Raw genomic sequence first — 24,323 nt, 5'->3', positions numbered from 1 at the left:
CAAACTTCCTTTACAGACTTACAGGCCGAATAGGTCTGCCAGCTTGTCTTCCTTCAGCTCAGCGCCGATGACGCAGAGGCGGCCGGTATAGTCGGGATGTCCTGCCCGGATTTCGTGTTCCTCAGGCACATAGTCAAACTCAATCCACGCGCCGTCCTGGCCATTGACGATGCCCTTGGCGCGGAGAATGCTGCCGTATTCCCCGGAGTCCAGGGCGGCGAGAATCTTCTCGATATCCGCCCGGGTGAAGGTCTTGGGAGTCTCCCGGCCCCAGGAGGCAAAGACCTCGTCGGCATGGTGGTGGTGATGGTGGTGGCAGGAGCAGCCGGGGTCATCGCACTCGTGGCCATGGTCGTGGTGGTGCTCATGCTCCCCGCACTCCCCATGGTCGTGGTGGTGCCCGTGCTCCCCGCACTCCCCATGGTCGTGGTGGTGCTCATGCTCCGCCTCTCCGGCAGCGTGCTCCGCCCGCATGCTCTCCAGCAGCTCGTCCGCCAGGGAGACCTGTTCAATGGCGGAGAGAATGGTCTTGCCGTCCAGCTGGTCCCAGGGGGTCGTCAGGATGGCGGCGCCAGGATTCTTCTCCCGCAGCAGAGCGGCCGCCGCCTCCAGCTTTTCCTGACTCAGCTTCTGGGTCCGGGAGAGGACAATGGTTCCGGCGGATTCAATCTGATTGTTATAGAATTCACCGAAGTTTTTCATGTAGACCTTGACCTTGCCGGCGTCGGCCACGGTGACGAAGCTGTTGAGCTTCATGTCCCCGGTTTCCGCCGCGGTGTTCTCCACCGCCACAATCACGTCGGACAGCTTGCCCACGCCGGAGGGCTCAATGAGAATGCGGTCCGGCTGGAACCGGGCTTTTACGTCCTTGAGGGCCTGATTGAAGTCCCCTACCAGAGAACAGCAGATGCAGCCGGAGGACATCTCGGAAATCTGGACGCCGGAGTCCTTCAGAAAGCCGCTGTCGATGCTGATTTCGCCGAACTCGTTTTCAATCAGAACCAGCTGCTCTCCCTGGTAGGCTTCCGCCAGCAGCTTTTTGATGAGGGTGGTCTTGCCCGCCCCCAGGAAGCCGGAGATAATGTCAATTTTAGTCATGGTATCAAGTCCTTTGTCATCAGTTTATTTGCCCATATCATACCACTGAATTTGAAAAATGCAACAATGCTTACAAAAATTTTACACATGGAGCGGAAAACGGGGCGGGCTCATGGCTCCTCCCGGTCCTCCATCTGGTGGGTCTCCGGATGGCCGGTGGCCTCGTTTTCCTCCCGGGCCTGCCGGAGATAGTCCGTGTCCGCCGTTTTCCTGCTGGGAACGAAGCCCTGGGCCGCCGTCCGGCGCAGTCCTTTGCTCTTGGCGTAGAAAAAGCCGGTGACGGAGAAGACCACAGCCCCGATGAAGTTGACGAACAGGTCCTTCATGGTGTCAATGAGACCGATGTCCAGATAGCCCCCCAGCCCCAGGGACTCGCCGTTGACAAGCACGTCCTGAATGCCGGTGACGCTGACCACCCTGTTGGACCGGGTGGCGTCCAGAGTGGCGGAGTGAATGGCCTGGATCACCGTGTCCCGCTGCATGTCGGTGTGGAAAAACCAGTCCATACCAAACTCGAAGAACTCCCACAGCACCCCCACGGTCATGGAGAAACAGAAAGCCATTAAAGCCAGGAAAAAGGGAGAGAGGTCGAAGGTCAGCCGCTCGTCGTCGTTGAGCAGCACCACCATGGCGAAGCCCACGGCGGCGGCCAGGAAGCCGTTGAGGGTGTGGAGCATGGTGTCCCAGTGGGGCACCACCACATAGAAGGCGTTAACCTCCCCCAGGACCTCCGCCGCGTAGATGAAGCAGAGGACGGTGATTTCCAGGGCGGGGGGGAGCTCGATGTGAAATTTCACCTGAATCCAGCTGGGGACATAGAGCAGCAGATAGGCCAGGGCGCAGTAGAAGGCGCTTTCATAGCCGCCTATTACAATCTGACGGACGAAGATGACGATGACCAGAAGGCGCAGCGTGTAGAACACAACGAAGGAACTCCTGTGTTCCCGCAGCTCCTTTTCCATGGCCTGGCGAAAGTTTTTCTTTTCCCGCTGTTTGGCCTGTTTCCGGTCTTTTTTGCTGAGATTGGTCAAAATGAGTACCTCCTGTTCACGGCTGTTCGGATTCTGTTCTCTCTCCGGGCGGGACCGCTCCCAAAGCGCCTGCCCGGATTATTTTGAGCGGAATTCTGAATTTGCTTCCAACCATAATACGCCATTTTATCACAAAACGGCTCCGCTGGCAAGCGGAGCCGTTGAGCGGACCTATATCAAAAGTTTGTGTCTACCAGCCGGTGCCTGTGCCGTCGCAGCGCCAGCCCTCCTCCGTCCGGTACATATAGCCACAGCGGCCATAGGAGAAGGCCCCCTCCGGCGCGCCGTCCCCCTCGTATTCTCCGGTGTTCCCTGCCATGAGCCAGTGCAGGGCCCGGTCGTTCTCCGGGACAAAGACCGTCTGATACTGGAAGGCGAAGCGCTCCAGGCCCCTGGTATTGGCGGGGAAGAAGCTGTCCAGGTCCTCCGGCTCCAGCCAGTCCATGGGGTCCTCCCGGGCGGTGTTTTTCACATAGGTGCAGGCATACTTGCTGCCGGGGGAGACCCGCAGCATGGTCCCCTCGTTGGCATCCACCCATTCCTGGGCAATCTCGCCGCGGCTCTGGCCCCGGTCCGGGATGACGATGTCCGCCGTCAGGGCCTCCGCCTCCGCTTCGTCGAACCACATCCGCCAGTAGTCAAAGAGATTTTCCTGAAAGGCGCCCTCCGGGTCGGTGGGAGGGGCCTCGTACCAGACTGTTTCACCGTTTTCATAAATCCGCAGCAGGTCTCTGCCCCGCCACATCTGGATGGCGGCGGTCCCATCCGCCGACTCCAGAGTCAGGGACGCGGTCCTGGGCAGGGCGGCGGGCTCCTCCGCCGGCAGGAAGAGGAAGGAGAGGGGGAAGCCCATGACCCGGTTGTGTCCGTTCCAGCGGTCCAGGTCGGCGGTGCAGCGGACCGGCTCCCCGTTCATGGGCGCGTAGGTGAACACCGGGTAGGGCGTTTCCGTGATGCGCTCCGCCAGCCGCCCCAGGGCGAGGGCGGTCTCGTCCAGGCCCTGCCAGTATGCCGGCACCGGCTCGCCGGGCGTTTCCTCCGGCCCGGAGCCCAGGGTTACCTCGGTGACGCCCCCCAGGGAGAAGCAGTCCGCCGTCACGTTCTCATGGGCGAAGGTCTCCCGGACGAAGCGCAGCAGTACCTGGATGGGGTCCAGGGCCCAGGGTTCATAGCCGTTGTCTACCGCTGTCTGGAGCCGCCGGTAGTAGTTGTCCGCAGAGCGGTCCTCCAGGTATTCGCCGGGATCCAGGCTGTCCACGTTGGGCCGGACGGGGTGGCTCTCTCCATCCCCGTAGAAAATCCGCTCCACGCCCCAGATGCCGCCCTCGCCCTGGGTCACCGGCTGGACCATCCGCAGGGTCCAGGCCACGCCGGTGGACCCGTTCACCGGCTTGTAGGGCCAGTAGGTCACGTCCATATAGTTGCAGCCGCTGTGGAAATAGGGCTGGTTCAGATAGGCCTCGCAGTCGAAGTCCTCTGCGCCCTCCTGGTCTTGGATGGTCTCCCACACCCAGTTCATCAGGGCGCTCTGGGCCTCGTGATAGTCCTCCTGCCGTTCCACGGGGAAGTTCACGTCGGTGGGGAACAGGGTGGCATAGTACAAATCGCCTATTTTGGCTCCGCAGTACCAGCCGCTGCCGTCCAAGTTGTCCACGAAGCACTCCTCAAAGCCCCCCTGGTCCAGCTCGTAGACTGTCAGCAGCCAGCCGCCCCATTGCTTTTCTTCTTCGGACAGCTTCAGGGCGTATTTGGCCAGAGAGGGCCTGCCGTCGTCAGGGATGATCTCCACGTTTTTCGCCAGCTCCTCCGGCAGCGTGAACAGCTGCTCACTGAGGCCGGACTCCTCCGGTGCTTCCGGATTCGTCGGTTCCTCCTCCGGCGGCGCGGTGAAGGCACAGCCCACCGCCAGAGCCAGAATCAGCGCCAGGGCCGCCGCGGCGGCGGCCACGGTCCGGGGTTTTCGGGCAATCAGCGTCACCCGCTGGCGGATGCGGCGCTTGCTGCCGCTCATGGTGGTGGCGGTTTGCAGCAGAGGCGTCCGCCCGGCGGCAATCATGTCCACCAGGGTTTTGCCGTAGGCCAGGCGCTCCCCCTCGCCCAGCCGCCGGATGGCCCCCTCGTCACAGGCCAGCTCGCAGTCTCTCCGGCTGAGGGCCGCCGCCCACCATACCAGGGGGTCGAACCAGTAGAGGCACAGGCACAGGCACCGCAGCACCGCCCACCAGTGGTCCCCATGACGGTAATGGGTCCCTTCGTGGGCCAGGATGTGCCGCAGCCGGTCCGGGCTCTCCAGGGCGGCGGGGGTGACATAGACGGCGGGCCGGAACAGGCCGGAAAGACAGGGGGAGGCCAGCTCCCTCGACACATAGACCGGCAGGGGGCACCGGACGCCTATCATACCCGAGTCCACAGGCTTGGCGTTTTTCTTGAGCCTCCGCCGGAACCGGAGATTTACGGCCAGGAACCACAGGGCCATAAGGGCCGCGCCCCCCAGCCAAAGGGGGATTGCCCACCGGGCCGCCAGGTCCGACAGGGGTATTTCCTCCGTCAGGGTCCGGGCCTGGGCCTCCAGATTGGCCTGTTCGGCGGCGGTGAGAGCGGAGAGGTCCGCGCCCCGCCGGCGGTATTCCTCTTCCACCTGACGATAGGCGTTTTCATAGGAGCGGGTGGGCACCGGCGTTTGGGCGATGCGCTCCAGCAGCTGGGGTTCCTCCGCCCGGTCCAGCAGGGCCGAGGCGCTGAGGGCGCTGCGCACCGGATTCACCGGCACCAGCAGCCGCAGAGCCACCAGCAGCCACAGGGCATACTGGACCCGTGGGCTGATCTTTCCCCGCAGAACGGGTCCCAGAGCCGCCAGCAGCAAAATCAGAATCGAGGACGACAGTAAAATCGTTTTCATTGCTCTTCCTCCTCCGCCCGGCGCAGAATGGCGTATAAACCGTCGATGTCCGATTTGCTCAGGTCGTTTCGCTCCACCAGAGCGCTGACCAGCAGTCCCACGCTGCCGTGATAGGCCCGCTTCAGCAGGGAGTCCGTTTCCGCCGCCGCCGCGTCCTCACGGGCCAGCGTCGCCCGGAAGACCTTGGTCCGGCCCTCCGTGGTGTAGGCGATCAGCCCTTTCTGCTCCATCCGCCGCACCATGGTGGTGACGGTGCTCTTGGCCCAGCCGGGGTCCTCCCCCAGCGCCCGCACCAGCTCCATCAGCGTCTGCGGCCCCGTCCATAAAACCTCCATCACCCGCCATTCCCCGGCGGAGAGAGATACCCTCTGTTCCTCCATGTCCGTACTCCTTTCGTCCGGTCTCCTCGGTTGGTTTACTCCTGTAGTCCATAGTATAGCAGAAAGGCTTACATCTGTCAACCGGCTCAGGCGTTTTTCGGAGCGGAAACAGGACAGGCCTCACGCCGGTCCTGCTGCGGAATCCGCTTCCATCGAAGGGCGCGGCCGGACACATTTGCCAAAAAGGGAGTGTCCTTTTCGGAGATTTTATGCAGGCGCCTGTCCCGTCCGCCGAAGGCATGGAGGAAAAACGGAAGGGGACAGAGCCCCTCCCCTACATGGCATCCCCGCTGTTAAATGCGCAGATGGACACCCCTGCCAAAAAATCACAGTTGACAAATGGGCCGGCATTTCTTATAATACCCTAAAAGCGATGATGGAGAGGGACGGGGATACGGACCTTCAGAGAGCTGCCGGGTGGTGCGAGGCGGCAGGAATGGTCCCCAGGTCTTATGGCTCCTGAGCTGGACGTTCGACAGGTAGGGCGTCACGTGCGCCGCGTTAAGGCAAAGGGGTTGTTGGACCCTGTGAGGGGCGTCGGGCCGTGAGGCCGGCGCAATTTGAGTGGTACCGCGGAAGCATTGGCTTTCGTCTCAAAGGAATTCCTTTGGGACGGAGGCTTTTTTCTTTTCGTCCCAAACCTGAAAGGAGCACACAACTATGAGCAGCTATCGTCCCGAAACCATCTGTGTCCAGGGGGGCTACACCCCCGGCAGCGGCGAACCCAGACAGATTCCCATTATCCAGTCCACCACCTTCAAGTATGCCACCAGCGAGGACATGGGGAAGCTGTTTGACCTGGAGGCCGACGGTTATTTCTACTCCCGTCTCCAGAATCCCACCTGCGACCACGTGGCGGCGAAAATCGCCGCGCTGGAGGGCGGAACCGCCGCCATGCTGACCTCCTCCGGTCAGGCGGCCAACTTCTTCGCCCTGTTTAATATCGCCTCCTGCGGCGACCACGTTGTTTCCTCCTCCTCCATCTATGGCGGCACCTTCAATCTTATCTCTGTCACCATGGCGAAAATGGGCGTGGAGGTCACCTTTGTCTCCCCGGACTGCACGGCGGAGGAGCTGGACGCCGCATTCCGGCCCAACACCAAAGCCGTCTTCGGTGAGACCATTGCCAACCCTGCCCTGACGGTGCTGGACATCGAGAAATTCGCCGCCGCCGCCCATGCCCACGGCGTGCCGCTGGTGGTGGACAACACCTTTGCCACACCCATCAACTGCCGTCCCTTCGACTGGGGCGCGGACATCGTGACCCATTCCACCACCAAGTATATGGACGGACACGGCGTGGCCGTGGGCGGAGCCATCGTGGACGCCGGGAAGTTCGACTGGATGGCCCACGCGGACCGCTTCCCCGGCCTGTGCACCCCGGACGAGAGCTATCACGGCATCACCTACGCCGAAAAGTTCGGGAAGGAAGGGGCCTTCATCACCAAGTGCACCGCCCAGCTCATGCGGGACTTCGGCTCCACGCCCTCGCCTCAGAGCGCCTTTTACCTGAACCTGGGTCTGGAGAGCCTTCATGTCCGGATGAAGCGCCACTGTGAGAACGGCCAGGCCGTGGCGGAGTTCCTGGCGGCCCACCCCAAGGTGACCCATGTGAACTACTGCGGCCTGCCCGGGGACAAATACCACGCCCTGGCGGAGAAGTACCTGCCCAATGGCTCCTGCGGCGTGGTGTCCTTTGAGCTGAAGGGAGGCCGGGAGGCGGCCGGCGTCTTCATGAGCCGCCTGCGGCTGGCGGCCATCGAAACCCATGTGGCGGACGCCCGGACCTGCTGCCTGAACCCCGCCGGCACCACCCACAGGCAGATGACGGACGAACAGCTGGCCGCCGCCGGCGTTCCCGCCGGACTGGTCCGCATGTCCTGCGGCCTGGAGAGCGGGGAGGACCTGATTGAGGATATCCGGCAGGCCCTGGAAGCGGTGGACTGACCATGCCCATCAAGATTCCAAACCAGCTTCCCGCTACCCAAATTCTGCGGCAGGAGAACATTTTCGTCATGACGGAGACCCGGGCCGTCACCCAGGACATCCGGCCCCTGCGGATTCTCCTTCTGAACCTGATGCCCACCAAGGTGGAGACGGAAACCCAGCTGGCGCGGGTTCTGGGGAATACGCCGCTTCAGATTGAACTGGAGCTGATTGCCCCCGCCGGTCACGTCTCCCGGAATACCTCCCAACGGCACATGCTGGCCTTTTACAAGACCTTTCAAGAGGTGAAAAACCAGACCTTTGACGGACTGGTCATCACCGGCGCGCCGGTGGAACACCTGCCCTTTGAGGAAGTGGACTACTGGCCGGAGCTCTGCGAGATTATGGAGTGGAGCAAGAGCAATGTCCACTCCACCCTTCACATCTGCTGGGGCGCGCAGGCGGGGCTGTACTATCACTACGGCATCCCCAAGCGCCTCCTGCCCCAAAAGCTCTTCGGTGTGTTCCGGCACAGGGTGGAGTCCCCCAACTTCATGCTTTTCCGGGGCTTTGACGATCAGTTCTGGGTGCCTCACTCCCGGAATACCACCGTGCTCCGGGGGGACATTGAGGCGGTGCGGGACCTGAAGATTCTGGCCAGCTCGCCGGAGGCGGGGGTCTACGCCGTCAAGACCGCCCAGGGGCGGCAGGTGTTTTTGATGGGTCACGCGGAATACAGCCAGGATACGCTGAAAAAGGAGTATCTCCGGGATTTGGAGGCGGGGGTGGATATCCAGATTCCCCGGCACTACTTCCCCCAGGACGATCCCGGCCGGGAGCCTATGGTCCGCTGGCGCTCCTGCGCCAACCTGCTCTACGGCAACTGGCTGAACTACTTCGTGTATCAGACCACGCCCTATGACATCGGCGGCATCCGCCGGGGCGTCCGGACCGACGAGCTGTGGCATTGACGGTTTCCCGGAAAATGGAAAAACGGACGGCCTGTGGCCGTCCGTTTTGCCGCCTTTTCGCCGGACTCTGAAAAAATGTGAATGAGACGCCCCATATCAGTCGTACACCCGAGGCGTCCCGGACAAAAAACAGACGGCCCGGAGGCCGTCTGTTTTTTGGAACTGCCGGAATGCGGGTCAGCCCTTCACGCCGCCGGAGGCGAGGCCGCTGACCAGGTTCTTCTCGATGCACATAAAGAGGATGACTACCGGGATAATGGCGAAGATAGAGGCGGCAAACAGGTACTGCCACTCGATGATGTTGTATCCGTTGAAGATGTTGATGCCTACCGTTAATGGTTTGCGAGTGTCGGTGGAAATCAGGCACAGGGCCACGGTGTACTCGTTCCAGGCGTTGATGAAGATGAAGATCAGCGTGGTGACGATGCCGGGGGCGGCCACAGGCAGCAGCACCCGCAGCATGGACTGGACCCGGGTGCAGCCGTCGATGGTGGCGGCCTGCTCCATCTCGGCGGAGATGCCCATAAAGGTGCCCCGGAGGAGCCAGACGGTGAAGGCCTGGTTGAAGGCCGCGTTGATGAAGATCAGGCCCCAGATGCTGTCTGTCAGGTGCATGGACAGCATGACCTTGTAAATACCGATGAGCAGCACCACCGGGGCAAACATCTGGGAGACAATGACAAAGCCCAAAAAGGCGGTCTGTCCCCGGAAGCGCATCCGGGCCAGAGCGTAGGCGGCGGGGATGCCGCAGAGCATGGCGATGACGGTGGACCCGCCGGCAATCAGGAAGGAGTTCAGCATGTACCGGCCCATAGTGGCCCGGCTCCAGATGTCAATGAAGTTGGACCACAGGGCCGTCGCCGGCAGGATGGTGCCGTCGGCGGTGAAAATCTCCGCCCGGCCCTTCAGGGCGGTGCAGAGCATGGCGAAATAGGGGTACAGGGTGATGATGCAGACGTCCAGAACGACGAGGTACAGCAGCACCCGGAGAATGACTTTCTTGGCGGAGAGCGGCTTTTTTACAGAGTTGGCGGGCTGGCTCACAGGTCGTCATCTCCTTTCCGAAGGGTGTAGATCATGTAGGTGCTGGCGCAGATCAGCAGAATGATGAAGCCGATGACCGACACGGCGGCGGCCTCGCCCTGCTTGTTGTTGTAGAAGGCCAGCTTGTAGAGGTAGGTGACCAGGGTGTCGGTGTGGTTGGCCGGGTCGCCCTTGGTCATGGTCCAGATGATGGGGAAGGAGTTGAATACATAGATGATGTTCAGCACCGTGGACACCGTCAGGGAGGACTTTACCAGGGGCAGGGTGATTTTGAAGAGCTTCTGGAAATAGGTGGCCCCGTCCACGGTGGCGGCCTCGTAGTAGGAGGTGTCGATGCTCTGGAGTCCGGAGAGGACGCAGAAGGTGACAAAGGGGATGGTGACAAAAATGCCGCAGGCGATTTCCCAGGCGAAATAGGTTCCCGGTGTAGGCGTCCAGTTGACGGACTGCTGAATCAGGCCCAGCTTCAGCAGCAGGGTGTTCAGCGTGCCGTAGTCCTTGTTGATGATGAAGTTCCAGGCGCTGGCCTGGATGACCAGCGTGGTGGCCCAGGGGAAGACCACAATGGCCCGGGCAATCTTCCGTCCCCGGAACTGGTTGTTCAGGATCAGGGCCAGCATGAAGCCCAGAACAGTGGAAATCACCACCACGGCGATGGTCCATACAATGGTGTTTTTCAGGACGATGCCGAAGGCGGAGCTGTTCAGCACCTTGGTGAAGTTGGCGAAGTTGTTGAACCCCTGAATTTTGCCCGTTTTGCTGACCTTGTTCAGGGACATCTGGAACACGGAACAGATGGGAATCAGAATGAAGACCGCCATGAGGATGATGCTGGGAGCAATCCAGATATAGGGCTCGATTTTACGAAAGAGCTTTTTCCCGCCGGAAGACCGTTTCAGCGGAGGCTGAGGCGATGCCTTCAGGGGGACGTGTTGGGTCTTTGTGATCACGGGGACACCTCCCTAAATTGTGAGAATGGTGGACCTTCCGACCGCTTTCAAAGCCCGGCGGAGAGGAAGGGGCCGCGCTTTGAAAATGGCCGGAAGAAAGCCGGCGGGGCCGGGCCGTGTCGGCCCGGCCCCGCGGTGGCATGTCGGTGAACGGTGAAGCGATTGGAGGCGTCAGCCGGCAGCCTCGGCCTCAATCTCGGCCTGGAGCTCATCCAGCAGCTCCTGAACATTGCCGCCCATCAGAGCCTGCTGCTCCACATTGATGACGCCCTGCTTCACGTTGGCCCACTCGGCCTTGGCGGTGGGATAGAACTTGCAGGAGCCCACAATGTCGACCCAGGCGGCCATCCGCTCGTCGGCGGCGGCCACGATCTCGCCGCCGGTGGAGGTGGCGGGCAGGAAGTCCTCCATCAGGACCCAGTCGGAGTAACGCTGATCCTCATAGAAGAAGTCGAAGAAGGTTTTGATGGCCTCGATCTTCTCGTCAGAGTGGCCGTTGTCGAAGCACATGAACCGGTCCATAACGCCGGCGGAAACGGAGGGCTTGCCTTCGTTGGTGGGGATGGGAGCGGTGCCGTAGTTGATGACGTCTTCGGGTTCTTTGTCAACGGCGATATAGGTGGGAATGGAGTTGGGGCCAATCATCATGGCCAGCTGGCCGGCGCCGAAGAGGTCCTGAAGGGTGTAGCGGGTCTCGTTGGCGGGGTCGGAGTTGGTCAGCTTGGAGTTAACCAGGCCAATGGCAAACTCAATGGCCTCCACATTTTCGGGGCTGTTCAGAGTCCAGTTGCCGTCGGCGTCGGTAAAGTCGCCGCCGTTGTTCCAGATGTAATAGGCAAAGGCGGCCTGGCCTTCGTCGGTGGTCATGTCGATGCCCCAGGGATAAATGCTGGAATCATAGGCCTGGAGCTTCTGGCAGGCGGCCTCCAGCTCGGCCCAGGTGGTGGGAACCTCCACCTCGGCAGCTTCCAGAATGTCCACGTTGTAATACAGAGCGCGGGCGGAAGCCAGATCGGGCACGGCCCACACGGTGCCGTCCACCACGGACTGATCCAGGAAGGCGGGATAGAACTTGGCATAGGTCTCGGCAGAGACGTAGTCCTCGGCGGGCAGCAGCAGCCCTTCGGCCTGATAGTCGGCGAACACGTCGATATTCAGGATGTCCGGGGCGGCGCCGTTGGAGATCCGCGTATTGACCACGGTGTAGATGTCATTCCAGGAGACAACCTCCACATTCAGGTTGATGTTTTGATTGGCTTCGTTGAATTCCTTCTGGAAGTTGGCCCACCAGTCGCTGGTTTTCTGGCCGTACTGAGCGGCGATGACGCTGATGTCAATTTTCTCTCCGCTGCCTTCGGCAGGGGCCGGATCGCCGCCGGAGGAGGCGGGGGGCTCGCTGGTCTGCCCGCCGCTGTTTCCGCCGCCGCAGGCGGCCAGGGAGAGCACCATCATGACGGCAAGCAGAGCTGCAAGAAGTCTTTTCATCGTTTTCTATCTCCTCTTCTTAAAAAATGCGGGTGTAGCGCCAGGCTGCACCTCTGCCGGACAGCCCATTGGAATAATTCACAAAGGCCTCCCGGTAAATTCCATTATAGTTAGTCATTCTGTTTAGCAATAGAGCAAAAAGTCCGGTTTATATGAAAATCGTACGAATCATGAAAATTCGTACGATTTGCTGTGATGTTCGGAAGAAAATGCCGGCCGGTTTTCAGACGGCCTCGATGCCGCTGAGCTCCCGGTACAGGGTGCGGGCGTAGGAGTCCGTCATGCCGCTGATATAGTCGGTGACCATCAGGAGGCGGAGGTAGAGATCCCGGGCCTCGTCTCCGGTTTTGGCGTTTTCATAGTCCTGCTTGTAGTTGTCGGAGAAAATCATGAGGTATTTCCGGTCGGCCTTGGAAGGGAGGTAATCCTCATCCTGAGAACCGTAGTACAGCGCCGCGCCCACGAACCTGCCCAGCAGGAAGGAGAGGATGGTCTGGGCGGACAGCTCCAGCTTCAGGATGCCGGGGGCGTCGTAGGCGAATTCCGCCATGGCCTTTTTCAAAATCCGAATGGTCAGGCTGTGAAAGGTCTCCGCAAACAGGTCGTCCCCATAGGTTCCGGCCATAATGGACCGGTATTTGAAGGAGAAGCGATAAACGGTTACGTACATCAGCCAGCGGCGGACCCGGTTCAGCCACTGCTTGAAGGCGCTGCTGTCGCCTCTCGCGCTGTGCTCACTCCCCCGGAGGGACTGGAGCAGCAGAATGAGTTCGTTGGAATAGTAGGCCGGGCTGTTGTGAATCGCCAGGTCCTCCTCAGTGTAGAAGCTCTTAAAGAACTCCGTAAAGGCGTCCAGGGTGAACAGGCCCTTTTTAAAGGCGTCCTCCAGGTCCGCGGTGGCATAGGCGATATCATCGGCGGCCTCCAGCACATAGGTCAGAGGATGGCGGCAGAAGTCCCCGGAGGCAGTGACTGTGCCCACCGTCTCCGAGACGCTGCGGAAGGCCTCCTGCTCGGCGGCGTAGAAGCCCAGCTTGTGCTTCCGGATATCCGGGTCGCCGCCGCGGAAGGAAAGGGAGTCCGTGGGATATTTCACCAGGGTGCTGATGATGGCCTTGGAGAGATTGATCTCGGAGCGGTGCCCGGCCTTCAGCAGGATGCGCAGGGCCTGGGCGTTGCCCTCGAAGTGCTCCAGGTCGGAGGCCATCTGAGGGGTCAGCCAGGACCGCAGAGGCCGGCCCTTATAGTCAATCAGGTCCAGATGCTCCTTGAACCAGTCTCCAATGACCACCTCGCCAAAGTGCCCGAAGGGCGGGTTGCCCAGATCGTGGAGCAGACCGGCGCAGAGCAGAACGGAGGCGATGCCCTCGGCGGCGTCCCCGTCGATGTCCGCGGGCTTGTAGGGGGTGTTGTTTTTGGAAATCATGATGCCCAGCTGCCGGGCCACCGTGGAGACCTCGATGGAGTGGGTGAGACGGGTGCGGACAAAGTCGCTCTTGTCCAGGGGGAAGACCTGCGTCTTGTCCTGAAGCCGGCGGAAGGCAGCGCTGGACACAATTTTGTGATAGTCCTTTTCAAATTCGTTGATGGGATATTGGGCGAATTGAGTGGGTTCCGCCTCTTCAGGGCCCGTTTTCTCTGTTGATAACAGTGTGTTCCATTCCATATGCGGTTCTCCTCCCTGCGGCTTGTGCCGGATTTTCAGATAGTATAGCATATTTTGGAGAAAAGGACAAGAGAGGAACCCGCCTGCTTCTTTTAAGAAACGGCCTGCCGGCGGAAGGCTTCGGCGGAAATCTGCGGGCAAGGAGTTTTTACGAACACATAGGCTTCAAAGCCTGTAAAAGAAGCGAATAGGACGAACAGGGCCGCCCCTGTCCTCAAAACGGAAAAAAGCGCCGGCTGGCAGCTGCGGGCCGGCCGGCGCGTGAGCGCTGAGGGAAAGAAAAACCATATTACCGCGTTTCGCCGCAGAGTCTGACGCCGCAGAGCGCCACGGCGAAGACAAACCAGAAGATACACATGACCCGGGGATAGTTCCACAGGTAGTCCGCCAGGCCGCAGACCATGCTGCCGCAGAGCGCGGCGGCGGCGGCGCAGGTGAGGGTCCGGGCGGCGGAATCGCCGCAGTGGCGCGCGGCGTGGGCCGCCCGCTTGATGTTCCACAGCATGGAGGCCAGGAAGCTGGCGATGCCCAGCAGGCCCGCCTCAATCCAGACCTGAAGGTAGAAGTTGTGGGCATGGACGAAGGGGGAATTGCCCCTGTAGAGGTTGTGGAGGCGGATATAGCGCTGAACCGCGGCGGTGCCCAGGCCCGCGCCGGAGACGGGGACCTTCGCAATGACACGCAGGGCCGCCTCGTACAGGGGGAAGCGGCTGGCGGTGGAGGAGTCCGCGGGATTGCCGATGGTGAGGATGCGGTTCCAGATGGAAACGGGCAGGAAGGGAACTGCCAGACAGCACAGCAGGAAAAACAGGGGCAGCAGCCTGGGCTTCCACAGAAAGAGCATTACAACCATGGCCACGGCGAAGCCCACCCAGCTGGCCCGGGAATAGGTCATCAGCAGGGCCCCCGTCCCCAGGACGAAGACGCCCAGGGCTGCGAGACGGGCCGGCAGGCTCTTGGAGCACAGCGCCAGGGCCAGCACCAGGGGCAGCAGCAGCAAAAGCACCTCGGCAAAGGTGTTGGGATTGTCGAAGAAGGACATCACCCGCCCTGGCATGGTCTCGTTGAGAGCCAGATCCAGGTCCACATAGGAGGCGTTGACCTCAATGCCCTGGAGGCGCTGGGCCACGCCGTACAGCGAGGAGACCAGCACGCAGCCCGCCGCTCCGGCGGCCAGGCGCTTTAAATCCTCCATGTGCCGGACGGCGCTGACGGTGACCAGCACGCAGAGGGCGGCGGACATGTGATAGACCAGGAAGCGGGTGGAGAGGCTCCGGCTCCGGGAGAAAACCACCGCCAGGAATATGGAGCCGAAGAGGACCAGGGGATAAAAGCCCAGAGCCTTCACATTCAGCCGGAAGTCCGTCCGGTGCATGGCGCCGGCGTGGAACAGCAGCAGGAGAAACCCGAAGGCCATGAGGGTATAGGCGTTGTTCCAGCGGCTGAAGGGAATCACCCACAGCAGCAGGATCAGCCAGGATTGGGCGGCGGCGGTCTCGTCCCCCAGGGTGAAGGCCAGACGGGCAAAAAAACTGTCCTCAAAACTGGCCTGCAGCAGCCGGTAAACCCAGCGGAGCAGGCGGGCGGGCAGGTCCGCCAGAAAGCTCAGCAGGCGGCAGAGCAGGCTGTCCGGCCAGACCCGGGCCGCTGTGCCCTCCCGGCACAGGGGACGGAGGACGCGGCTTTCGTCAATCTGCCGGCCGCACCAGCCGCCGGCGGTGGAGAGAAGACGGCAGAGGGCGCTGTCCTGAAAGGAGGCCAGGAGAAGGAGCCAGAGGCGGCAGAGGGCGCTTTCACGAAGCAGGGTCATAGGGGAACCTCGTTTCTTTCAGTGTTCAGATTCGGTTTTTCAGGCGGTAGAGCTGGGTCAGGGTGAAGAAGTGCTTCCCCCGAACCAGATTGGCCACCATCTGTTTGTTGGGATTCAGGCCCGCAGGGGCGATTTTGGCAATGGCCTGGGCCATGTCGGGCCGGCGGCAGAGCTCCTGAACGGCCTTCTGCCGCTGGCGGACGGGCACCTGACGGTCCCGGGCGTACTCGTTGCCAATGGCAATCAGCAGTCCCGCCCAGTTGGATTCCTCCCGCCACAGGGGCCGGGCGGACTCCAGGCCGTAGCGCTTGACCAGGGCCTCCTTCCGCTCCATGAAGCGTCCGAAGACCTTCAGAAAATCCTTCATGTAACGGTGGGTGGCGGAGCTGAGGTTCAAAAGATAGCGGTAGAGGGGGTCCTCCGTCACCGCCAGCTTTCTGGCATTGCAGAAGTACTCCATCAAGAAGAGTTCGTCCTCCAGATAGGCCCCCTCAAAGGTGATTTTGGCGGCTCGGAGGATTTTGGCGGAGAAGAGATAACGCCAGATGAAGCCGTTGAACACCGGGACCCGGAGCCGGTCCCCCAGCAGGGGATAGACAATCCGCTCCCGGATGGCCGCCTCGTCATAGGTTCCGGCGGGCAGCAGCAGTTCCGTCTGCTCGCCTCCGTCAGGGGTCAGGTTCACATGGGCGCAGCCCACGGTGTCCGCCCCGGTCTGCTCCCGGAGAGACCAGAGGGTTTCCAGTGCCTGGGGGACGAAGGCGTCGTCCGCGTCCAGAAAGGCGATATAGTCCCCCCGGGCTTCGTTGAGCCCCAGATTCCGGGCCTCGCTGACGCCGGCGTTCTTTTTGCGGTGGAAGACCCGAACCCGGGAGTCGGCGGCGGCGAACCGGTCGCAGAGGGCGGGGGAGCCGTCGGAGCAGCCGTCGTCCACCAGCAGCAGTTCCCAGTCGGAAAAGGTCTGGGCCAGCACGCTGCCCACAGAGGCCTCCAGGAACTTTTCGGCCTGATAGACGGGGACAATCACGGAAATACTGGGCATAAACGAACCTCCCTGTATGTTTTCGGCTCCTGGGGAAGAAAGGGGGCGGCGTATGGCCCCGGGGGCGTTTCCATCGGGGAGAGCTTCCGTGCCCGGGAGGGAGCCTGCCATCATAACTGCCATTGTACCCCATTTTTTCCTGGAGGTCAACGTCTTTTCTCTGCCGGGGAAGGTCCGCTGACGCATTTTATTTGGAAGAAGGCGCCGGGCTTCCGGCAGAGGGGCCAGGTCAGGGCCCGCCCCCGGCGGACGGAGTAAAGCCCGGCCGGAATTCCCATCAGGACATATACATCCGGCGGGCCGGAAAGGCCCGCCGGATGTATATGTCACCTGTTCCTTGGAGCGGTTGGCGTTTCTTCAGGGGGTCCTTCTAAAAACAGCTCTTCCGCCTGCCGCTGGGCCTCGATCAGAGTTTCGTGAAGTTGGGCCAGAGTTTGTTCCGCATCAATCACGGTGTTGAACAGCAGCAGATACTCCTTGGAAATAGCGGTCATGTCATATCATCCTTTCCAGTGAAACACAAAATGTAGCAGGGGACTAAGAGGATGATACACAATATCCAGTGAAATTCCTGTCTGAATTTGTCGAGAGCTCCTGGAAATTGAAAAAATTGGAAAACACGGCTCGGCTGGCGGCGAAGAATCAGAGAATGGCCCGTTTTTTCTGTATTTTGAAACATCCTCATTGAGTTGACCGGACCGGCGGAGCCGAAAATCTGCGGATTGCCGAGGATGGCCCGGCGAACGGAGGGGTTTGCCGTCTGCCCGGGCGGACGGCGGAGCCGCCCGGTTTGATGGCTGAAGATGACATGGCACGGATTTTCACGGAGAATGAGGGACACAAAAATCACATACCCGCGAAAAACGGGGAATCTTGACGGAGGGACGGGACTGCGGTATGCTTATAACGACTGAACATTCCCGACACAAGCGCGGGGGAGCGGGGGGCAGGGAGCCGCGCCGCCGTCCTGAGCGGGGCCGTTTTTCCCTTCCCCGCGCCATTGGACCTCTTAATTCCACGGGAACAGATTCTGAAAAAGGTGAGAGAACCAGAAAGAGACAGGAGGAGCACTGCCATGCCGGAACAAGAGAATCGCACCAGACGGGGACTGGACGAGGCCATGCGGATTCTGCTGGCCCGCAAGCCCCTGGATCAGCTGCGGGTCCGGGAGCTGACGGAGCTCAGCGGTCTCCGGCGGCAGTCGTTCTACTACCATTTTAAAGACATTTATGATCTGTTTGCCTGGTCCGTCCGGAGGGAGCGGACGCTGCTGCTGGAGCGTCAGGGGGAATGCCTGACCTGGGAGGAGGCCGTGGCGGACCTGCTGGCCCGCATGGAGGAGGAACGCCCCTTTTACACCGCCCTGCTGGACAGCCGGGGCAGGGCGGGGCTGCGGGAGGCCCTTCCCCTGGCGGACATGCTGGAGCGGACCCAGGCCTATTACAGAGAGCGCTGCGGCACGCCGCCGGACCCGGAGGGGGAACCGGCCCGAATCCGGTGCTGGGAGACCATTTTGCTGTCTTTGCTGGAGGGCTGGATACGGGGTGATTTGGAGGTGGAACCCAGGGCGGTGCTGGAGGTGCTGCGGAGCGCCGCAGAGCAGCACGCCGCCGGAGCGGTCTGGCAGACGCTCCGGGCCAGAGGCTGCGGAGGGGACATGCTGGGCTGACCGGGGAACTGCATAGGCAATTCGAAAAAGGACGGGATTTTCCCGCCCTTTTTTGGCTTTTTTGGCTTTTTTTGGCTGACGGACCGCCGTCCATATTTCATGGACGGCGGTCCGTTTTTCTGCGCCGGGCCGGGAGAGGGGGGTCAAACGGACACGCGATTTTGACAATTTCATGAAAAGTGTCTGAAATTAGACGTTTTTTATAAAATTGTCTCTTCAGGCAAGAAAATTGTCTCATTATAATTCGGAACAGGAGTGATGTTGTGAAGAAAATCAGCTATGCCATCGTGCTGCAAAGCCAATTGGGGCCCCGCGCCGGAACCCTGCTGCTCCAGGAAGAGGATCATGTGGTTTCCGGGGAGCTGTGCCTGCTGGGAAGACACAGCCGCTTCACCGGCAGTGTGCTGGAGAAGGGGACCAATCCCAAGTACCTGATCTCAGGCGCGCTGCGCACCCGGACAGGCAGGGAGGACTACGACGCTATTTTTACCGTCTGTCAGGGCCGTCTCTCCGGCGGGCTGGTGACCCGGCACGGCTGCTGGGACCTCACCGGCATCCAGGCCGCCGCTCCCGCTGAAAAGCCGGAACGGACCGCGGCGGCTACATAAAAAACAGGAACTAAAAAGCTGCCCGAATGGGAAGCAGGTGAACTTTTCTAAAGAGTTCGCCTGATTTGCTATGCATTCATAACCAAAAGCGCGGAGGAAAGGGGGGACGGCGTCATGGGACAGGAACGGAAAAAGACACAGAGGCTGGAGGAGGCCGCCCTGCGCCGTCTGCTGGAGCGGGAACAGACCGGCCCGGAGGCCGTGGTGCTCCGGCTGGCCTGGCTGGAGGGCCTGACCCGGGAGGAGATCGCGAACCTGACCTGGAGCCAGGTATCCTTTCTGGACGGGCGGCTGGAGCTGCCGGACAGGGCGGTCCCCCTGGACCCGGAGCTGCGGACGATGCTCTGGCGGCTTCAGGAGGCCCACAGCGAGGCGTCCCCCTATGTGGTCCTTTCCGCCCGGAGCCGGACGCCCCTGCGGCCGGAATCCATCTCCCGGCTGGCCCGGCAGGCCCTGGACCGGGGCGGTCTGGCGGGGGTGCGGCTGCTGGACCTGCGCTATGACTGGATTCTCCGCCAGCTGGAAACCCTGGATTGGCCGGAGGCGGCCCGGCTCAGCGGCATGGAGGTGGCCAGTCTCCAGATTCGGTTTTCTGGCGGCGTTCCGGCGGCAGACGACGCTGAGAGGCGGCGGAAGAACCGAGGGAAAAAGGTCTCGGCGGCGGACCAGATTGATGAATTCAAGCTGTGGAAGGTCCTCCAGGCGGAGCGGGGAACCCCGGCGGGCCTGGCTCTGTGGCTGGCCTGGCAGCTGGGCCTTCAGGCCCGGGAGATGACTGCCCTCACCTGGGATCAGATTGACTGGGAGGGGGACCGGGTCCGTCTGCCGGACCGGGAGGTGGTCCTGAGCAGCACCGTCCGCCGCCTCCTGGAGGAGGAGCGCCGGAGCCGCGCCCCGTCGGATGACCCCCACGTCCTCCTGACGGAGCGCTCCCGGCGGCCCATTGACCTGCCCCGGCTGTCCCGGATGACCCGGGCGGCCCTGATTCGGGGCGGCATGGAGCGGACGGCTCTGCGGGACCTGCGGCGGAACGAGGGCCGGGACTCCGGCGACGCGCTGATTCTCCAGCAGGCCCTGAACGCCGGGGCTGTCTCCCGGGGGGAGGTGTCCCGGCTGCTGGGCCTGTCCAAAACCGCCGCCTATCACCGCCTCCGCCGCCTGACGGAGCGGAAGCGCCTGGTTCGGGTGGGCGGGAAATACTACCTGCCCGGCACCGTGGTGCCCCCGGAGCGGCACCTGGAGACCGTCCGGGCCTATCTGGAGCGGGAGGGCTTTGCCTACCGTCAGGACGTGGCCGCCCTGCTCCATATCCAGCCCAAGCAGTGCGGTCTGGTGCTGCGGCACATGGTGGAGGCCGGCCAGCTGGTCCAGAGGGGCCAGCGGTATGTTCTCCCCGGTCTCGCCGGAGAGCGGAAAGCGGAATAAGGAGGGCCGCCGGGCCCTCCTTTTTGTTGTCCGGGTCCGGGGAAGAAAATGGAAAAAACTGGGCTCCGTTATTTCCCTCCGGCAAATGGGCGCGGCGGATGATACGGCGGTTTTCACTTGGGTTAAAAGGGACCCGAAACGCTGGACAGCACAGGGTTTTCGGGGTACATTGCAGGTGCGTGAAGCGCTGGGGCGTTCCCCGAGCCGGGGCCATCAACGGGGTTGGCTAGCCCCCGATACCGTGGGCCCTGAACGGGGAATGTTCCGGACTCTTCCGCAAATTTAAAAGGAGGAATGTTTCATGAAGAAATTCCTGTCCCTGGTGCTTGCACTGGTCATGACCATGTCCCTGGTCACCGTCAGCGCGGGCGCCACCGAGTACAAGGATCTCACCGACAAGGACGAGATTCAGTACGAGGAAGCCGTCGCGGTTCTGAACCGTATCGGCATCATCACCGGCTACACCGACGGCAGCTTCCAGCCCAAGAAGGAGCTGACCCGCGGCGCCGCCGCCAAGATCATCGTCTCCCTGATGATCGGCTCTGAGGCCGCCAGCAATCTGGTTGCCGCCTCCGCACCCTACACCGATGTTCCCGTGAATCACACCTTTGCAGGCGTCATCAGCTACTGCAAGAATTCCGGCTACATCAACGGCTATCAGGACGGCTCCTTCAAGCCCGAGGGAACCCTGAGCGGCTACGCCTTCGCCAAGATGCTGCTGGGCGCTCTGGGCTACAAGGGTGAGCACGAAGGCGGCTTCACCGGCGCCGGCTGGACCATGAACGTGGCCCGCATCGGCAACGAGTGCGGCCTGTTCGACCGCCTGAGCTTCAAGGGCAACGAGTCTGTCAACCGTGAGCAGGCCTGCCAGCTGGCTCTGAACACCCTGAAGGGCACCCTGGTTGAGTACACCGGCGGCATGAACATTGTCAACGGCACTCAGTCCGTGGTCGTGAATCCCGAGCGCAACTACAAGGTCAGCAACCAGGAATTTGCCAGCCACATCAATAACAAGAAGGCCAGCGGCAATTCCAACTATGATAAGGACAACTGGTACACCGTTGAGTTCGGTGAAGAGCACTTCGTTGACCTGCGCATGAAGCAGGAGCGCAGCACCGAGGACGATTTCGGCCGTCCCTCCAACGAGTGGAGCTACAAGAAGGTCACCATCGGCACCTATCCCGTCGAGGCTGACTTCACCTATACCGAGCAGATGGAGCACGATGTCACTGGCGTCAGCGACGCCACCAAGGTCCGCGCTCTGGGGCTGAACGGCTATAAGGTGGACGGCAGCACGGAGCTGCATGTCAACGGCGAGACCAGCACTCCCTTCGGCGGCGAGAAGGTCGGCGACATCGCCGACTACACCGACAACGGCACCGTGGTGGAGGTCTATGTCTCCGAGGATACCGCCGACTACATCACCGACGTCGTGGTGGTCAAGACTCAGCTGATGGAGGTCAAGCGCGTGGGCGCCGACTCCGTGACTCTGGACGTTATCAAGCCCGACAACAAGACCGCCAAGGCCGAGTCCGGCTATAACCAGGCGCCTATCTTCGAGGATGTCGAGGATGTTGAGAGCGACAACGCCAACTACGAGTTCCTGAAGGGCCTGAAGGCCGGCGATCTTGTGGCCGTGGTTCCCGTCACCACCGACAACGGCACGGAGTTCGAGGTCTACGACGCCTACACCCCCGAGACCGTGGAAGGCAAGCTGACCCGCGTCAAGACCTACGGCAACAGCAACGCTACCCGCCAGGCCGTTGAGGTCACCGTGGGCGGCACCGCTTACAAGGTGTCTCTGTGGAACAAGGACCTGGTTGAGATCAATGCTGACGACATCAAGGTTACCCGCGAGGACGTCAAGCTGTATCTGGACAAGGCCGGCAACGCTCTGCGTGCCAAGAACGTGGGCGATACCTCCGACTACTTCGTGATTAAGGGCTACTTCACCAGCACCATCGACCGCCGCAATGTCACCATTGTCGAGGGCTGGGACATCAAGGGCAACCTGCTGGAGCTGAACCTGGGCACCAATACTGAATATACCAGCAGCATGAAGCCCGGCGACCTGGTGAAGTACACCAACAAGGGTGTCACCGGCTCCGCCGACTGGAAGCTGGTCAGCGGGCTTGAAACAGTCGAGGACGTTACCCGGGGCGTCACTGACGTGTACACCGGTACTGATAGCGCCACCAATGCACCCTATGAGATCAAGGCCAGCAACAACCGCATCGCCTATCAGGTTGGCGCGAATCCTGTCGAGAAGCCTTACACTGCCAAGGGCGTGAAGTTCATCTATGTGTCCTTCAACGACGACGGCAGCGAAGTGGACTCCATTGAGGTTCTCAGCGGCGTCCAGAACGCGTCCAACGCCGACCTGACCTACAAGTGGAACTCCGCTAACTACAACCCCGCTCAGCTCTGCCTGAATGACGACGGCGAGGTCGAGGCTGTTGTCATCAAGCGCGAGTCCAACCAGGCTATCAGCACCAACCTGCTGTACATCCGCGACTGGGACGGCTCCTATGAGGTCGATTCCACCGGCAAGAAGATCTATGGCTACACTGTGGCCATGATGACTCCCGACGGCCTGAAGGATAAGGAATTCATCTATTCCGACAAGGAACTGGACGTGGGCGATTTCGCCAGCTACAGCGCCGCCACCCGCGAAGGCTTCGAGCCCTTCTACACCCTGCGTGAGCACACCTCCGTGAAGAAGACCACTTCTGTCAACGAGGCGAAGGTGTATTCCGTTGTCAACGCCGACAAGCACCTGGTCAAGCTGACCGACTATGCTGTCAATCAGACCAACATCGCCTTCAACCTGTCCGCCAGCCTGGGTATCGGTGACGAGACCCACGTGGTCCGCATGGCTGACGCCGAGTGGCTGGACCTGACCCGCAACGGCATCAACTCCGTGGGCGATCTGAAGGACTTCGTTGAGCGCGCCCCGGCGGACGGAGGCCCCAAGTATCCCGTCATCCAGTTCATCTACAACGATGATTCTACCAAGGACGCTTTCCGCAACGTCTCCCTGGTCATCATCACCGAGATGGCGAACAGTGTCACCACCGTTCCCGATGTTCCCATTGTTGACGAGACCATTCCCGTTCCCGCGCCCGGCCAGCCTCTGGATCCTTCTGTGAAGGACGATCTGGACGGTAAGAACCTGACAATCGGCAACGTCGAGTATCCCCCTGTTCACAAGGATACCCCCTCTGATCCCGCTGTCAAGATTGCTCTGACTGAGGCCGCTGGACATGAGGGTGTCTATGACTTCGATACCAAGCAGATCGACGTCACTGTGACACCTGAGGCTGCCGCCCGTGCCGCCGGCGATCCCGTGGTGTTTGCGTGCACCAAGGCCAATGGCCGTCTGGTGAAGGTCACCGAGGGCAGCGCCGCTGTTGATGCGGTCAACACCTACACCGCTGTCGGTCCCTTCAACGACGAGGCCGCATTCAATGCGGCCAAGACCGCTGCTGAGGGCGGTAAGCTCTACAAGCTGGCTGACGGCAAGGACGCCACCGCTGAGGACTTCGACTTCACCGACTCCACCAACTTTGCCGAGGCTACCTATGTTGCGGCTGTGGAGAATCCCGATTTCTATCAGTGGGACGCTACACTCAATAATGGTAGCGGCGCTTGGAAGAAAGTGACCTTCGAGACTAAGGACGAATTCGACCAGGCTACCAACGTTAAGAAGCTTGCTGAAGGAAAAACTGAGGAGGAACTCCTTGCGGCTGATGAGACTGCCAGCGGTCTGATTGAGGAAGCCACTTGGGCGAAGGTCGAGCAGCCCACCTACTACAAGATCGTTGTGACTCCTGCTGAGGAAGCAGTTGCCGCCGTTTGGAACATCGTTCTGACTGCTGGCGACCTGACCGCTGAGGGCATCACCGGCGCGTTCTCCATCACCGCGATTGCGGAGCACGCGGATCCGGTTAGCTGATTTCCCCTGACTCCATTTGATTCGTGTATCCGGCAAAGGACCCGCCCCATTGGGGCGGGTCCTGTTTCACCGGGGGAGGAATCCCCCCCTCTTTTTGCTTCCGCCCGCCGAAAGGCGGGCGGCTCTTTTTGCTTTCCCCTCCGCAAACCAGCGTAGCGTTTGCGGAGGGAGAGCCGGAGCGGCGGAATGAGCGAGCCCCGGCCCATAGGCCGGGGCAAGTGATATGGAGCACGCGACGGCGAGGGGGAGGTGGTGCGGATGTGGAAAAAGAGGATTTGCCAGGTTTTTCGGTTCCTGGTGTGTACAGCCATTGCGCTGTACGTCCTTACCACAAAAGCGTGTTGACCGTCCGGCTGTCCCCCGA

General features: G+C 61.3%; 17 protein-coding genes. 6 read left to right on the top strand and 11 right to left on the bottom strand.

The window, feature by feature from the left end:
* Window positions 1–18 precede the first annotated feature (18 nt).
* From Q0063_RS00445 to Q0063_RS00430, 4 genes are all read right to left on the bottom strand, one after another.
* Window positions 19–1,098 (bottom strand): CobW family GTP-binding protein, encoded by a 1,080-nt coding sequence (locus tag Q0063_RS00445; protein ID WP_297869990.1) that lies wholly within the window; start codon window positions 1,096–1,098, stop codon window positions 19–21.
* 110 nt (window positions 1,099–1,208) lie between these two features.
* Entirely contained in the window at window positions 1,209–2,129 is a 921-nt protein-coding gene (locus Q0063_RS00440) for a hypothetical protein (RefSeq protein ID WP_367180301.1), read from the bottom strand.
* A gap of 190 nt (window positions 2,130–2,319) precedes the next feature.
* A complete protein-coding gene (locus tag Q0063_RS00435; protein ID WP_297869989.1) occupies window positions 2,320–5,028 on the bottom strand; it encodes a M56 family metallopeptidase in 2,709 nt (902 codons plus the stop codon).
* Window positions 5,025–5,408: a BlaI/MecI/CopY family transcriptional regulator gene (locus tag Q0063_RS00430; protein ID WP_297869988.1), complete on the bottom strand. Its 384-nt coding sequence runs from the start codon at window positions 5,406–5,408 to the stop codon at window positions 5,025–5,027. The genes Q0063_RS00435 and Q0063_RS00430 overlap by 4 nt, the downstream gene beginning before the upstream one ends.
* Before the next feature lie 660 nt (window positions 5,409–6,068).
* On the opposite strand from Q0063_RS00430, the gene Q0063_RS00425 reads away from it, so the two are divergent.
* Both Q0063_RS00425 and metA read left to right on the top strand, forming a co-directional pair.
* A complete protein-coding gene (locus tag Q0063_RS00425) occupies window positions 6,069–7,355 on the top strand; it encodes an O-acetylhomoserine aminocarboxypropyltransferase/cysteine synthase family protein (RefSeq protein WP_297869987.1) in 1,287 nt (428 codons plus the stop codon).
* A gap of 2 nt (window positions 7,356–7,357) precedes the next feature.
* Complete coding sequence (metA, locus tag Q0063_RS00420) at window positions 7,358–8,305, top strand: homoserine O-succinyltransferase (protein WP_297869986.1); 948 nt, start codon at window positions 7,358–7,360, stop codon at window positions 8,303–8,305.
* 177 nt (window positions 8,306–8,482) lie between these two features.
* Here metA and Q0063_RS00415 read toward each other — a convergent pair whose 3' ends face one another.
* The 7 genes from Q0063_RS00415 to Q0063_RS00385 all read right to left on the bottom strand — a co-directional run bounded on the left by Q0063_RS00415 (window position 8,483) and on the right by Q0063_RS00385 (window position 16,796).
* Complete coding sequence (locus Q0063_RS00415; RefSeq protein ID WP_297869985.1) at window positions 8,483–9,349, bottom strand: carbohydrate ABC transporter permease; 867 nt, start codon at window positions 9,347–9,349, stop codon at window positions 8,483–8,485.
* A complete protein-coding gene (locus tag Q0063_RS00410) occupies window positions 9,346–10,299 on the bottom strand; it encodes a carbohydrate ABC transporter permease (RefSeq protein WP_297869984.1) in 954 nt (317 codons plus the stop codon). Before Q0063_RS00410 ends, Q0063_RS00415 begins: the two co-directional genes overlap by 4 nt.
* 171 nt (window positions 10,300–10,470) lie before the next feature.
* On the bottom strand, window positions 10,471–11,784 hold the full coding sequence (locus tag Q0063_RS00405) for an ABC transporter substrate-binding protein (RefSeq protein ID WP_297869983.1): 1,314 nt from the start codon (window positions 11,782–11,784) through the stop codon (window positions 10,471–10,473).
* Between the two features lie 223 nt (window positions 11,785–12,007).
* Complete coding sequence (locus Q0063_RS00400) at window positions 12,008–13,450, bottom strand: deoxyguanosinetriphosphate triphosphohydrolase (RefSeq protein WP_297869982.1); 1,443 nt, start codon at window positions 13,448–13,450, stop codon at window positions 12,008–12,010.
* 289 nt (window positions 13,451–13,739) lie between these two features.
* Window positions 13,740–15,260, bottom strand: coding sequence for an O-antigen ligase (locus tag Q0063_RS00395; RefSeq protein WP_297869981.1), 1,521 nt, complete (start codon window positions 15,258–15,260; stop codon window positions 13,740–13,742).
* A 25-nt stretch (window positions 15,261–15,285) separates the two neighbouring features.
* Entirely contained in the window at window positions 15,286–16,302 is a 1,017-nt protein-coding gene (locus Q0063_RS00390; protein WP_297869980.1) for a glycosyltransferase, read from the bottom strand.
* Window positions 16,303–16,628: 326 nt separating this feature from the next.
* Window positions 16,629–16,796 carry a hypothetical protein gene (locus tag Q0063_RS00385; RefSeq protein ID WP_297869979.1) on the bottom strand — a complete coding sequence of 56 codons (168 nt, stop codon included), beginning with the start codon at window positions 16,794–16,796 and terminating at the stop codon, window positions 16,629–16,631.
* Window positions 16,797–17,377: 581 nt separating this feature from the next.
* Here Q0063_RS00385 and Q0063_RS00380 point away from each other — a divergent pair.
* The 4 genes from Q0063_RS00380 (at window position 17,378) to Q0063_RS00365 (ending at window position 23,959) form a co-directional block, all read left to right on the top strand.
* A complete protein-coding gene (locus Q0063_RS00380; protein ID WP_297869978.1) occupies window positions 17,378–17,971 on the top strand; it encodes a TetR family transcriptional regulator in 594 nt (197 codons plus the stop codon).
* Window positions 17,972–18,234: 263 nt separating this feature from the next.
* Window positions 18,235–18,579, top strand: coding sequence for a hypothetical protein (locus tag Q0063_RS00375; protein WP_297869977.1), 345 nt, complete (start codon window positions 18,235–18,237; stop codon window positions 18,577–18,579).
* Window positions 18,580–18,693: 114 nt separating this feature from the next.
* Entirely contained in the window at window positions 18,694–20,004 is a 1,311-nt protein-coding gene (locus Q0063_RS00370; RefSeq protein ID WP_297869976.1) for a hypothetical protein, read from the top strand.
* A gap of 301 nt (window positions 20,005–20,305) precedes the next feature.
* Window positions 20,306–23,959, top strand: coding sequence for an S-layer homology domain-containing protein (locus Q0063_RS00365; RefSeq protein WP_297869975.1), 3,654 nt, complete (start codon window positions 20,306–20,308; stop codon window positions 23,957–23,959).
* Window positions 23,960–24,323: the final 364 nt, after the last annotated feature.

Origin of the sequence: uncultured Oscillibacter sp. (assembly GCF_947654275.1) — a bacterium.
Taxonomy (GTDB): domain Bacteria; phylum Bacillota; class Clostridia; order Oscillospirales; family Oscillospiraceae; genus Oscillibacter.
Note: the sequence above shows the minus strand (reverse complement) of the source record. Positions and strands in the feature narration are given on the sequence as shown.